Raw genomic sequence first — 12,698 nt, forward strand, 5'->3', positions numbered from 1 at the left:
CCGGCAAGCCGGCTCCTACAGTCTACGCAGGCTCCGCAATCTTCACTGCCTTCAACTGCGCCTCGCGCGCCTGGGCATCCGCCAGGCGAAACAACTCGATCGAACCATCCCAGTGCTCGATCAGCGCGGTGCACGATTCCACCCAGTCGCCGCAATTGAGGTAGTCCACTTCACCGACCTTGCGAATCTCCGCATGGTGAATGTGCCCGCACACCACGCCGTGCAGCTCGCGCTTGATGCATTCATGGGCGATGGCCTCTTCGAAGTCACTGATGAAACTGACCGCGGTTTTCACCTTGTGCTTGAGATAGGCCGACAGCGACCAGTAGCCGTAGCCATATCGCGCGCGCCAATGATTGAGCCAGCGGTTGAGGGTCAGGGTGAATTCGTAGGCCGAGTCACCCAGAAAGGCCAGCCAGCGATGGTAACGGGTGATCACATCGAACTGGTCGCCGTGAATCACGAGCAGATGCCGGCCGTCGGCGGTGACGTGCACGGCTTCGTCCACCAGCTGGATATTGCCCAGAATCAGCTTCGAATAGCGGCGCAGGAATTCGTCATGGTTGCCGGTGACGTAGATCACCTCGGTGCCACGCTTGCTCATGGTCAACAAGCGACGGATCACGTTGGTATGCGCTTGCGGCCAATACATGCCGCCACGCAGTTTCCAGCCGTCGATGATGTCGCCGACCAGGTATATTTTGTCCGCGTGGTAGCTCTTGAGAAACTGCGACAGGTGTTCAGCCTGACAATCCCGGGTGCCCAAGTGCACGTCGGAAATCCATAAAGTCCGTACGCGTTGCTTACGGGTGGGTTTGGCGAGCTCGGCGCTGGTCATGGGCAACCCTCAGGCAAGTTTTGCCAAGTCTGACCCGGCCCGGTTAATGGTCCATGACAGCGCCAAGTCAGTCCTGTGACAACGCTGGCAGGCCCGCTCGGTGTAGACTGACGCCCTGAACCGGGAGACCTGCGATGAGACCGATCCTCACGCTTCGCCAATACAGCCACGACCTGATCGTCCACAGCCACGACCACGCGCAATTGGTGTTCGGGCTTTCGGGTGCGCTGGATTTCGAGGTCGACGGCCATGGTAGCCAGGTGGTCCAACAGAGTTTCGTGGTAGTGCCCTCTGGAGCGCATCACGCTTGTGGCAGCGCCAATGGCAGCCGCTGCCTGGTGCTGGATGTACCCAGCGAACAGTGGGTTGCCCAGTCGTTGGGCGATCACGCCGATTCCAGCCGACGCTTGCTCGACAACGCCGGCCGCCTGCCCCTGGACGCAGGGCAAAGCCAATTGGTCAGCTGGCTGGCGAACAGTCCGGTCGATGATCCGCTGATCGCACAACAAGGCGCGGTGCTGCTACTGGCCAGTCTCAACAACGCCAGGCCAGACGCCGTCGGCGGTCGGCGCCTGCCCTATGCCGCGCTGAATGCACACATCGATCAGTACGCGGCGTACCCGCTGCAGGTGGCCGACCTGGCCCGGGTGGCCGGCCTTTCCAATGCCCGTTTGCATGCACGGTTCGTGGCCGAATGCGGGCAGACGCCGATGGACTACATCCGCAGCCGACGCCTGCACATCGCGGTGAGCTTGCTGCGCAACTCGGCGCTGCCCATCGGCGAGATTGCCAGCCGCGTCGGCTACAACTCCCAGAGTGCCTTCGCGGCGGCGGTGTTGCGCGAGTTCGGGGCATCGCCCGGGAAACTGCGGCGCGAGGCTGGCGACAAAAAACGCTAGTTTGCCGACAGACTCGAGGGGCGATTACGCGCTTCAATGATGCCTCTGTTCGTTTGCCGTTAAGGATTGCAATGACTCCCCGTACTGCCCTAGGCGCCCTGCATATCGGCGCATTGATGTTCGGCCTGACCGGCGTGTTCGGCAAACTGGCTGCTGCGTCACCGGCGATCATCGTTTTCGGCCGGGCCGCTTTTGCCGTGCTCGCGCTGGCATTTTTTGCACGGTTCGCCAGCCAGACACGCTGGCAGAAACTCGAGGTCGTGGACTGGCGTCGACTGCTGCTCAGCGGCCTGTTGCTGGCCGGGCACTGGGTGAGTTTCTTCATTGCGGTGAAAGTCGCGGGCGTGGCGATCGCAACGCTTGGTTTCGCCAGCTTCCCGGCATTTACCGTGATCCTTGAAGGGTTGATCTTCCGCGAGCGCATTCGCGCCAATGAAATTGTGCTGGTGCTGCTGGTCAGTGTCGGGCTGGTACTGGTCACCCCCGACTTTGATCTGGCCAGCGGTGCCACCACCGGCCTGCTGTGGGCCGTGAGTTCCGGATTGCTGTTTGCCCTGCTGTCACTGACTAACCGTGCCAGCTCCGGGCGCGTCCCGCCCGTGCAGGCAGCGCTGTGTCAGAACGTGGTGGTTGCCCTGTGCCTGCTGCCGGTGGCGGCGCCTCAATTGAGCGAAGTGCGCGCCATCGACTGGCTGTGGATCGGCCTGCTCGGTGTGTTCTGCACCGGTGTCGCCCACAGCCTGTTCGTGGCCAGCCTCGCGGTGATCAAGGCACGCACTGCCGCCGTGGTATTCGCCCTGGAACCGGTCTACGGCATCACCGTCGCCTGGCTGCTGTTCAACGAAAACCCGACCCTGCGCATGTTGCTGGGCGGTGCGCTGATCATTGTGGCGATCGTGGTATCCAGCAGGTTCTCAAGTAGCTCAAGCAGGAAAGCCGTTACCGCCGAGGCTGCGTCTCACTGAGTGCGGTCGTTGTGCCCCAGGTCGCGGTCCGGGTCGATCTGGTCGCGGACCCGCTGCTTGAGCACTTTGGCCTCGGGGAAGCCACCGTCCGCCTTGCGCTCCCAGATCTGCACGGCGTCACAGTAGATATGAAAGACCCCGCCGGTGCCCGGCACCAGGGAGACTTTGCCCAGGTCGTCCCCAAAGGTGCTGAGCAGTTCCTGGGCCAGCCAGGCCGCACGCAACAGCCACTGGCATTGCGTGCAATAGGTGATGACGATTTCCGGTTTGCTGGCGGTCATGATGGGACGTAACTCCAGAATTTGACGACGCCGCTATGATAGCCCGGCCGGTGGCTGCAGGGTTGGCGGAACAGGCCGCGCCTCCAACTCGAACACAGGCTCGATCATGGCCGGGGCAGCCGGCGGCTTGTTCTCGTTTGGGCTGATCACGTCCCAACTCGACGCCATGGACAACGCCTCCAGGTTGAGTTGGTATACATCGTCAGCAGCGACCGGGATGGAGCGACTGCTATCGACCCGCTCAAGCTCATCGCTGGCTGGCGGCCCGTCGCAATGCGCAGTGGCCGGTTGCATGACGGGTGGCCACATCACTGGCTCGGTAAAGAGCTCAGCTAGCGGTTCATGTGGCGACGGCAGAATCACTGACGTTGTGGCCTGATGCTGCTGGCGCCAGCGGCGAACAAACCAGCCCAGCGCCAGTAACGCCATCAGCGCTGACACGCCGGCAATCGGCAGCCAGCCCATCCCGGTTCTTTCAGCAATAGCGGTAGCTGGCACCGCTGCATCAGAAGCCATCGGTTGCGTCTTTACCTGCCTGAGCTCCGCCAGCTGGGTTTGCAGCTCGGCCAACTGCCGTTTCTGGCCGACGATCAGCTCATCCTGCTCTTGAAGCTTCGCGTTGAGCTCATCGACCGTGGTTTGCAACGAGTGGTTTTGCAGGACGCTGGCGGCCAGTTGCTCCACTGCTGGATCAACCACGGAGATGTCAGTTTCTGGCGTCGTCCTTGCCACGGGCGACAGCGGTACGACCGGTTGAACACTGGGGAATGCAGACGTCGGGGTACTGGAAAGGGGTTCATCGCTGGCGGGAACAACGCCTGGCGAACCCGGTGGATCGATCAGTACGGTGTATTCGCGTAATAACCGACCGTTGGGCCGATCGAGCTGCACAAGGAAATTCAGGTACGGTTCACTGACCGGCTTGCTGGACGTGACCTGGATCAAGCGGCGGCCACCGCGCAGGATCGGGGTGAACCTCAGGTTGTTGAGGAAAACTACCCGGTCGACCCCGGCACGACTGAACTCGTCTGCCGTTGCCAGGCTCACCGACAGCTCGTTCTGCTCCAGGCCAGCCGCATCCACCAGTGCGATATCGGCACGCAGCGGCTGATTCAGCGCCGAATGCAAGGTGATTTCACCCAGGCCCAGCGCAGGTGTCCATGTCGAGTAAGAGATAGCGGCCCCGGCCAGCAACCACTGAGAACAAACGCGTAAAACCAATCGCCAGCACTTGAGCATGAGCATCCTTGAGATCTACAGAAACTACCCGTACGCGTTCGTACATCCGTTACGAACACGATATCGCCGAGTAGTTCTTATAGTCCGCCCAATACGCTCTCTCGAAAATCTGGCAGTTGGTTATGCCTCAAGATTTTTCGAGGTTCCTCAGGATATGCCCGTGAACCCGCATGCACACCTTCAAGTCCGCCTCATCGACGCCTTCGAACAGTTCGTGACGCAGTTGCGTGGCAATGGTTTCAATTTGTTCGATCAAGGGGCGCGCCGGCGCGCAGAGCACAATTTTCTTCGCCCGGCGGTCTTCGAGCACTGCCTGGCGTTGCACCAGCCCCTGGCTTTCCAGGCTGTCGAGCAAACGGGCCAGGGTCGGGCCTTCGACGCCGACGCTTTGTGCCAGCTCACGCTGGGTCGGTGCTTCATCGAAACGCGCCAGGTGCAGCAGCACCAGCCAGCGCGCCTGGGACAAGCCCATGCCCGCCAGCCGGCGGTCCAGTTCGGCACGCCAGCCGCGGGACATCTGGGCCAATTGCATGCCAAAGCGGTGTTGATCGGTTAACGGCATAAAACACTCATGATCAGACTGAAATAAATTAAAACTAATTATTAGTCAGCTAAGCATGAGCCTCGACTTGAGGCAAGACTTGATCTGTACTGAATCGTTACATCAGCACTGCCGATATCTCAAATCTCGAATTCCGACTGCAAGGCAGCCCGAACGCAGTACAAAACCCCTTCCGGTACCCGCCCCGCGAACAGCGCAGCGATCTCGGAAACCGGCGGCAACTCGCCTTCGCCGTCGAGGAACGCGTCCTGGACTTCCCCCATCAGATCTTCAGGCAGATCCAGCGCCTGTTCCAACGACAACTGCTGCTTGCCGATCGCCTCGGCCAGCATGGTGTAGACATTCTTCTCCGAGCACTGCAATTGACCGGCGATCTGCACCGGCGTCATACCGGCCCGCGCCAGAGTGATCAGCTCGTGGCGCACGTCGGCCACCGCTTTCGGCGCCTCGACCTGGCCGCCGAGCACCTCGAGGAAGGCCTCGCCATAACGCTCCAGCTTGCGCGCGCCGACGCCGCTGACCCTGGCCATTTCCGCCAGCGAGGTCGGCTGGCTGCGGAGCATTTCCAGCAAGGTCGAGTCGGGGAAGATGACGTACGGCGGCACGCCATGTTCTTCGGCGAGCTTGCGCCGCAGGGCACGCAGGGCTTCCCATTGCTCGCGCTCTTCGCCGCGGACCAGTTGGCTTGCCTGGCTCTTGCTGCTTTTCGCCGCGGTTTGCGCCTTGAGATCGCGGCGCAATTCCAGGGTCACCTCGCCCTTGAGCAGCGGCCGGCAACTGTCGCTCAGGCGCAAGCCACCGTAACCTTCAAGGTCGATGTCGGCCAGACCGCGGGCCACCAGTTGGCGGAACAACGAGCGCCACTCGCCCTCCGCCATCGCCTTGCCGACACCAAACACCGAGAGGTGCTGATGGCCGATGCTGCGGATTTTTTCGTTGTCCTTGCCCAGCAACACATCCACCAGGTGTCCGACGCCGTAGCGCTGACCGGTGCGGTAGATCGCCGACAGCGCCTGACGCGCAGGCTCGGTGGCATCCCAGGTCTGCACACCGTCGACGCAGTTGTCGCAATGACCGCAAGGCTCGGGCATGTCTTCGTCGAAATAGGCCAGCAGCGTTTGCCGGCGGCAGCGGGTTTCTTCACAGAGCGAGAGCATGGCATCGAGCTTGTGTTGCTCCAGGCGCTTGTGACGCTCGTCGCCTTCGGAGTTCTGCAGCATCTGCTTGAGCATCACCACGTCTTGCAGGCCGTAGGCCATCCAGGCGTCTGCCGGCAGGCCGTCACGGCCGCCACGCCCGGTTTCCTGGTAGTAGGCCTCAAGGGATTTCGGCAAATCGAGGTGCGCGACAAAACGCACGTTGGGCTTGTCGATGCCCATGCCGAACGCCACTGTCGCGACCATGATCAGGCCTTCCTCATTGAGGAAGCGTTTCTGATGGTAGGCCCGCAGATCGTTGGGCAGACCCGCGTGGTACGGCAGCGCCGGAAAGCCTTGCTCGCTGAGGAATGCGGCGACCTCCTCGACTTTCTTGCGCGACAGGCAATACACGATGCCCGCATCGCTACGGCGTTCAGCGAGGAACGCCAGCAACTGCTTGCGCGGCTGTTCCTTGGGCACGATGCGATAAAAGATGTTCGGCCGGTCGAAGCTCGACAGGAAGCGCTCGGCGTCTTGCAGGTGCAGCCGGGTGACGATTTCTTCCCGGGTGCGCTTGTCGGCCGTGGCGGTCAGGGCGATGCGCGGTACGTCGGGGAACATTTCCGCCAACTGGCCCAATTGCAGATATTCCGGACGGAAATCGTGACCCCATTGCGACACGCAGTGTGCTTCGTCGATGGCGAACAGGGCGATGTTCAGCCCTTGCAGAAATGACAGCATGCGCGGCTGGACCAGTCGCTCCGGTGCCAGGTAGAGCATTTTCACTTCACCGCGGCGGATGCGGGCGGCGAGGTCGCGCTGCTGCTCGGCGCTGAGGGTGGAGTTCAATGCGGCGGCGGCCACGCCCAGCTCTTCGAGGGTGGCGACCTGATCGTCCATCAGCGCGATCAGCGGCGAAACCACCACCGCCAGGCCTTCGCGCAGCAGTGCCGGGACCTGGAAGCACAGGGATTTGCCGCCACCGGTAGGCATCAGGACCAGGGCATCGCCGCCACTGGCCACGCGCTCAATGATTGCACCCTGACGGCCACGGAAACTGTCGTAGCCGAAGATGTCCTTGAGGACGCGTTGAGCCTGTTCGAGCATAAAAACTCCAAAAATCACCGAAACATCCCTGCAAGGCTGGTTCAGAACCCGCAATGCTGCACCGACAAATCGTAAGTGCGCATTGCATGTCGCTTCACATTTAAGCCGTGAAGCCAGCAGGGCATCACAAAACGCGCGAGTATACCCGAGCCCCGTCCGGCAAAGGGCACCGCTGATAAGACACATCGATGCGCAAATATGCCGTGCGGCTGGCCCAAGCGCTCAAGAAGGCCTAGAATTCCCGCATCGAACATTCCCCAAGGTAGCCCTTTAATGTCCTTCGCTGAGCAACTAACCCGCCTGCAAGTCTTCCTCGACGCCGATGAACTGCATGACGAGGCGCTGGACTACGTGGCCGCCCACGGCTACCTCACCGCGCTGTCGATCTGTTCCGAAGCGGTTCCCGAGCGTGAATGGATCGACGCACTGTTCGCCGAAGAGCCGCATTACAGCAGCGAGGCCCAGCGCGAAGAGATCGAAGCCACGCTGATCGGCCTCAAGGCCCACATCGCCCGCCAACTGGCCTCCGACGAAGAGTTCGAGTTGCCGTGCGACCTGGACCTGGGCGATGAACCGGACGATTCCGAACTGCGCGGCTGGTGCATCGGTTTCATGGAAGGCGTGTTCCTGCGCGAAGAAGCCTGGTTCGAAACCGCCGAAGACGAAGTCAGCGAAATGCTGCTGCCGATCATGGTCGGTTCGGGCCTGTTCGACGAGCAACCGGAGTTCTCCGACATTGCCGCCGATGCCAACCTGATGGACGACATGATCGTGCAGATCCCGGAAGCCCTGACCGCGCTGTACCTGCTGTGCAACGCGCCAGACGAAAAGCCGGCGATTCTCAAGCCCCGTCACCACTAAGGCTCTGCCTATGGACACCCCCATAGGCAACCGCCCCCTGATGTTGCGCTACGTACTGCTGACCATCGGCTGGCTGAGCGTGGCGCTGGGGGTGATCGGGATTTTCCTGCCGGTATTGCCCACCACCCCTTTTCTGCTACTGGCGGCTGCCTGTTTCGCCCGCAGTTCACCGCGCTTCTATCAATGGCTGGTTGAGCATCCACGGCTTGGCCCATGGATCCGCGACTACCTTGACGGCAACGGCATCCCGCTCAAGGGTAAGGTCTACGCCATCGGCCTGATGTGGGCGAGCATCCTGTTCTCCTGCTATCTGGTGCCGCTTCCCTGGGCACGGGGGTTCATGCTGACCAGTGCGGTGCTCGTGACGATCTACATCCTCAGGCAAAAAACCCTGCGTAACTCCTGAAGCCTCCCTGGCTATTTGTGGCGAGCCCCGTCCGACGACCTGCCCTACCCCGGCATAAACTCCACCTAAACTTCACCCATCTACACTCGAGCAGCCAGACATGGCCCGCAGTCTGCGTAGTCCAGGATGGCCAACGCTCCGACTTCGGCTCGGCGGCTGGTTGCTGCTGGCGGGTTTGCTACCGACCGTATTCAACGGGGTCCGGGCCGACTGGGATTTTGCGCAGATCCTGCAAACCGTTGAAAAGCGCTACGGCCCGCCGGGACTCGCACGAAACCGAATCGAGGCGTGGAGTCAAATGCTGCAAAGTGCACGCGGCGCGCCCGAACGTGAGCAGCTCAGCGCGGTGAACCGCTTCTTCAATCAGCAGTTGAATTTCCAGGACGACACGCGCATCTGGCAACAGACCGATTACTGGGCCACCCCCGTCGAAGCCCTGATCAAGGGCGCCGCCGATTGCGAGGACTACGCACTGGCGAAGTATTTCAGCCTGCGCCGACTCGGTATTCCCAGCGAAAAACTGCGCATCACCTACGTCAAGGCCCTGAACCAGAACCAGGCGCACATGGTGCTGACGTTCTACAGCTCGCCCACGACCGACCCACTGGTGCTGGACAATCTGATCGGCGATATCCGCCCCGCGTCCCAACGCAAAGACTTGCTGCCGGTGTACGCCTTCAACGCCGAAGGCCTGTACTTGCCGGGCAAGAACGGCGACCAGCGCAGCAGCGACACGAAAAAACTGTCGCGCTGGCAGGACGTGTTGAAAAAGATGCAGGCCGAAGGGTTCGACATAGGCGACGGCTGAGCGCCATGGCAAGGAGCGATGTATGACACTGCGTAAACAGTTGTTCCTGGCCATCTGCCTGTTCCTGCTGGTGGCATTCAGCGGCAGTTTTTTTGCCAGCCTGGAAAGCTCCCGCGAGCAAACGCTCAGTCAGTTGCGCGCCCACGCCCAGGATGCAGCCACCGCGCTGGGGCTGTCGCTGACGGCACAGGTCGATGACCCGGCAATGATGGAACTGATGGTCAGTTCGATTTTCGACAGCGGCTATTTCAGCAGCATCCGCGTCATCAGGCTCAAGGATCAGCAAACCCTGGTGGAACGCAGTACACCGACGAAAATCGACGGTGTGCCTGACTGGTTCGTCAACCTGGTCAACCTGCACCCGGAAGGTGGCGACGCCTTGGTCATGCGCGGCTGGGAACAACTGGCACGGGTTGAAGTGCTGAGCAATCCGCAATTCGCCCTGGGCAAGCTCTGGGACAGCACCCTCGGCAGCCTGATCTGGTTGCTGTTGTGCGGGCTGTTCAGTGCCGTAGTTGGTGGATGGATGCTGCGCCGGCAATTTCGCCCCCTCGACAGCATGGTCCGACAAGCTGAAGCCATCAGTAAACGCGAGTTTCTCAGCCTGCCGAAACTGCCACGGACGCCGGAACTGAAACGGGTGGTGCTGGCCATGAACCAGATGGTCGAGAAGCTCAAGGCCCTGTTCAGCGAAGAAGCTGCGCGCAGCGAAAAACTGCGGGCCGAATCCTATCTGGACAGTCTCACCGGCCTGGCCAACCGGCGCCTGCTCGACGAGCAACTGGCCGACCATTTACGCGAGTGCGAACAGAGCCGCGATGGCCATTTGCTGATGTTGCGGATCAACGACCTGAACGGGCTCAACCAGCGCCTGGGCGGCCAACGAACTGACGCGCTGATCAGTGCCGTAGGCGAACTGCTCAAGCGCCTGACTCAATTGCCCGAGCGTCGCACCTGGCTGGCGGCACGCAATCGTGGTGGCGAATTCAGCCTGCTGACACCGGGCCTGGACGCTGAACATGCCGCGCGCCTGGCCGCCGATGTCAGCGTCAGCCTGGAGAACCTGCGCCTGACCGGTGCCAGTGATTGCATGCCCGTCGCCCACCTGGGCGTTGTCGCCTACCGCCCCGGTGAGCCGATCAGCGCCGTACTCCTGCGCCTGGATCAGGCACTGACTGAATCCCGGCAACGTCCCGAGCGACCCTGGGTGTATTTGAGCCATCGTGACACCGCGCCGAATCACTCCCTGCATGACTGGCGCACCTGGATCGACGATGCCCTGAGCCAAGGCAAAATGCAGTTGTACTTCCAGCCTGTCGTGCAATGCGCAGACCGCGGCCAGGTGCTGCATCATAAAGTGCTCGCACGCCTGCTCGCCCCACAGGGCGAGGCGATTGCCGCCGGGCATTTCCTGCCGTGGATCGAGCGTCTCGGCTGGTCGGCACGGTTCGACCTGGCGATGCTCGAGGCCACGCTGGACGACCTGGTGGCCAACCGCAGGCCCTTGGCACTGAGCCTGTCCGGGAGCACCCTGTGTGACCCGGTGCATTGGCGAGCAATCCTCGACCTGCTCGACTCCCTACCGGAACTGGCGCCGCTCCTGACCCTGGAAATCGACGAGCGCCAGTTGCCACCCCCCGAAGAGCTGCAGCGTTTGAGTCACAGCCTGCTTGACACCGGTTATCGAATGGGCCTGCAACACTTTGGCGGGCGCTTCAGCCAGATCGGCAACCTGACCCAATTGGGGTTGGCGTACCTGAAAATCGATGGAGCCTACATTCGCGACATCGACGAGCAGACTGACAAGCGACTGTTCATCGACGCGATCTTTCGCGCGACCCACAGCATTGATTTGCCGCTGATTGCCGAGATGGTCGAAACGTCAGGGGAGTTGGTGGCCATCAGAGAGCTGGGTGTTTTCGGCGCGATGGGGCGATTGATCGGGCCGCCGGAGTCAAGCTGACCAGGCAGCCAATTCAACTTCAGCCAAGGCTTCTCGGTCAGACTGACTCCCTCTTTAAACCCGCCACCCCTTCACAGGGTGGCGGGTTTTTTAGTGGGCCTTCAGGTCACACGGTATCCACCTTCAGCGAGTGATCGTTGAGCATGCCGTTGATGATGGTCGCCGTGTCATGCCCGCCCGCGACCACTCCACCCGCCCCCGGCGTTACACCGTAATGACTGGCGAGGTTGACGCCAGCCAGGTCGATGGTCTGGTTCGGCGCGGCGCCGGCCATGGCGCTGACGTCGATGCTGGTCACTGTCGACGGCCCGCTGCCGGTGACTGTGAAGTGCAGGTAGTCATCCAGCGAAGCCGTGGTGCCGTTTTCCCCTTGCAGCAGTTGCGACAGGTCGAGCTTGTCGGTGCCGGGCGTGAAGTCGGTGATCACATCGTGGCCACTGTTGCCCTTGAGCCACTGAAGGGTGTCGGCCCCTGCCCCGCCGGTGAGGGAGTTGTTGCCCAGGCCACCGATCAGCAAATCATCGCCGCCTCCGCCGTTGAGGAGGTCGTTGCCCAAGCCGCCGTTGATCACGTTGTTATTGTTGTCACCGGTCAGGGTGTCGTTGAAGTTCGACCCGACCAGATTTTCGATGCCGGTCAGGGTGTCCGTGCCCGCGCCGAGGGTGTTTTGCGCAGAGAGCAGGCTGAGATTGACCGTGACCCCGGCGGTGGCGTGGGCAAAACTGGCTGTGTCGATGCCTGTACCGCCGTCGAGGATGTCATTGCCCGGGCCGCTGTAGAGCCAATCATTGCCGGCGCCGCCGTGCAGTTCGTTGTTGCCGGAGCCGGCGGTGAGCACATCGTTGCCGTCGCCGGCATTGATGATGTTGTTGCCCGTGCCCGCCACCAGTACGTCATCCCCGCTGGTGCCGGTGAGGGTGTGCCCATCCTGATAGCTGATGGTCAGGTTGGCCGAGTCACTGCCGCCATGGTTGTCGTTGGCGGTGTAGGTGCCGTGGTAGTCCGGGGTGACATCGTGTGCCCCGGCGTAGTTGACGGTCATGGTCAGTTGATAGTTTTCCGCGGCATTCGTATTGCCGTTACCGGGGTTGGTGATGTTGGTCATGTGGATCTGGTAGGTGCCATCCGCGCCAGCGGTGATGGTACCGCCATCGGCGATGCTTACGAACGCCCCACCGTTGAGCGAATACTCCATCGTGACGTGCCCGGCTGCCAGGTTGTGATCGAGGTTGAGCGTCTCACCTTGTTTCAGCTTGACCGTGATGAGGTCTTCATCGTTTGCATTGGAGTTGGACACTGAGTCGAGATAGCCACTGACCACCAGCACCGCCGTCATGGTCGCCGCGTTGGCCGCAAAGGCATTGCGCACGTCTGCCAGATTCTGGTTGGTGGCGTTGTTGTTGGTGCCGGCGAAGCTGATCGCGCCGGTGCCGGTGAAGTCTGCGCCCTTCGCTATCCAGCCGGTGTTGAACGAGGTGGGTGTCGCCGAGAGTTGATCGCCATTGGGGTCAGTGTCGTTGGCCAGCAACAGTTCGCCCGGCACCACGACGGTGCCCGAGAGCACGTTGGTGATGACGCGTCGTGTAGGGAAAGAGTGTAGATCTCGGTGGTCGCCGTATCATTAAAAAAA

General features: G+C 61.5%; 11 protein-coding genes and 1 pseudogene. 6 read left to right on the forward strand and 6 right to left on the reverse strand.

Annotation, left to right across the window (positions count from 1 at the left end; all coding sequences use genetic code 11):
* Positions 1 to 22: 22 nt before the first annotated feature.
* Complete coding sequence (locus PMI31_RS28900; RefSeq protein ID WP_008023652.1) at positions 23 to 838, reverse strand: UDP-2,3-diacylglucosamine diphosphatase; 816 nt, start codon at positions 836 to 838, stop codon at positions 23 to 25.
* Positions 839 to 972: 134 nt separating this feature from the next.
* Between PMI31_RS28900 and PMI31_RS28905 the strand changes: the two genes are divergently transcribed.
* The gene (locus PMI31_RS28905; RefSeq protein WP_008023654.1) at positions 973 to 1,737 is read left to right on the forward strand and encodes a helix-turn-helix transcriptional regulator; all 765 of its coding nucleotides are present in this window, start codon (positions 973 to 975) and stop codon (positions 1,735 to 1,737) included.
* Between the two features lie 71 nt (positions 1,738 to 1,808).
* A complete protein-coding gene (locus tag PMI31_RS28910; protein ID WP_008023655.1) occupies positions 1,809 to 2,702 on the forward strand; it encodes a DMT family transporter in 894 nt (297 codons plus the stop codon).
* Here the strand turns inward: PMI31_RS28910 and PMI31_RS28915 are convergent.
* The 4 genes from PMI31_RS28915 to recQ form a co-directional block, all read right to left on the reverse strand.
* Positions 2,696 to 2,983: a SelT/SelW/SelH family protein gene (locus PMI31_RS28915; protein ID WP_008023657.1), complete on the reverse strand. Its 288-nt coding sequence runs from the start codon at positions 2,981 to 2,983 to the stop codon at positions 2,696 to 2,698. The genes PMI31_RS28910 and PMI31_RS28915 overlap by 7 nt on opposite strands.
* Positions 2,984 to 3,016: 33 nt before the next feature.
* A complete protein-coding gene (locus PMI31_RS28920; protein WP_008023659.1) occupies positions 3,017 to 4,222 on the reverse strand; it encodes a FimV/HubP-related protein in 1,206 nt (401 codons plus the stop codon).
* A gap of 127 nt (positions 4,223 to 4,349) precedes the next feature.
* On the reverse strand, positions 4,350 to 4,784 hold the full coding sequence (locus tag PMI31_RS28925) for a MarR family transcriptional regulator (protein WP_008023661.1): 435 nt from the start codon (positions 4,782 to 4,784) through the stop codon (positions 4,350 to 4,352).
* Positions 4,785 to 4,903: 119 nt separating this feature from the next.
* Complete coding sequence (gene recQ / locus PMI31_RS28930) at positions 4,904 to 7,030, reverse strand: DNA helicase RecQ (RefSeq protein WP_008023663.1); 2,127 nt, start codon at positions 7,028 to 7,030, stop codon at positions 4,904 to 4,906.
* A 273-nt stretch (positions 7,031 to 7,303) separates the two neighbouring features.
* Between recQ and PMI31_RS28935 the strand changes: the two genes are divergently transcribed.
* From PMI31_RS28935 to lapD, 4 genes are all read left to right on the forward strand, one after another.
* Positions 7,304 to 7,891 carry a UPF0149 family protein gene (locus PMI31_RS28935; protein ID WP_008023664.1) on the forward strand — a complete coding sequence of 196 codons (588 nt, stop codon included), beginning with the start codon at positions 7,304 to 7,306 and terminating at the stop codon, positions 7,889 to 7,891.
* Between the two features lie 10 nt (positions 7,892 to 7,901).
* A complete protein-coding gene (locus PMI31_RS28940; protein ID WP_008023665.1) occupies positions 7,902 to 8,297 on the forward strand; it encodes a YbaN family protein in 396 nt (131 codons plus the stop codon).
* A 100-nt stretch (positions 8,298 to 8,397) separates the two neighbouring features.
* The gene (gene lapG / locus PMI31_RS28945) at positions 8,398 to 9,105 is read left to right on the forward strand and encodes a cysteine protease LapG (protein WP_008023667.1); all 708 of its coding nucleotides are present in this window, start codon (positions 8,398 to 8,400) and stop codon (positions 9,103 to 9,105) included.
* 22 nt (positions 9,106 to 9,127) lie between these two features.
* Positions 9,128 to 11,068, forward strand: a complete 1,941-nt coding sequence (lapD, locus tag PMI31_RS28950) for a cyclic di-GMP receptor LapD (RefSeq protein WP_008023668.1) — start codon at positions 9,128 to 9,130, stop codon at positions 11,066 to 11,068.
* Between the two features lie 106 nt (positions 11,069 to 11,174).
* On the opposite strand, the pseudogene PMI31_RS28955 reads toward lapD, so the two are convergent.
* A pseudogene (locus PMI31_RS28955) lies at positions 11,175 to 12,644 on the reverse strand (type I secretion C-terminal target domain-containing protein); the annotation flags it as partial.
* Positions 12,645 to 12,698 lie beyond the last annotated feature (54 nt).

This window comes from Pseudomonas sp. GM55 (assembly GCF_000282395.1).
In the GTDB taxonomy this organism is placed as follows: domain Bacteria; phylum Pseudomonadota; class Gammaproteobacteria; order Pseudomonadales; family Pseudomonadaceae; genus Aquipseudomonas; species Aquipseudomonas fluorescens_CC.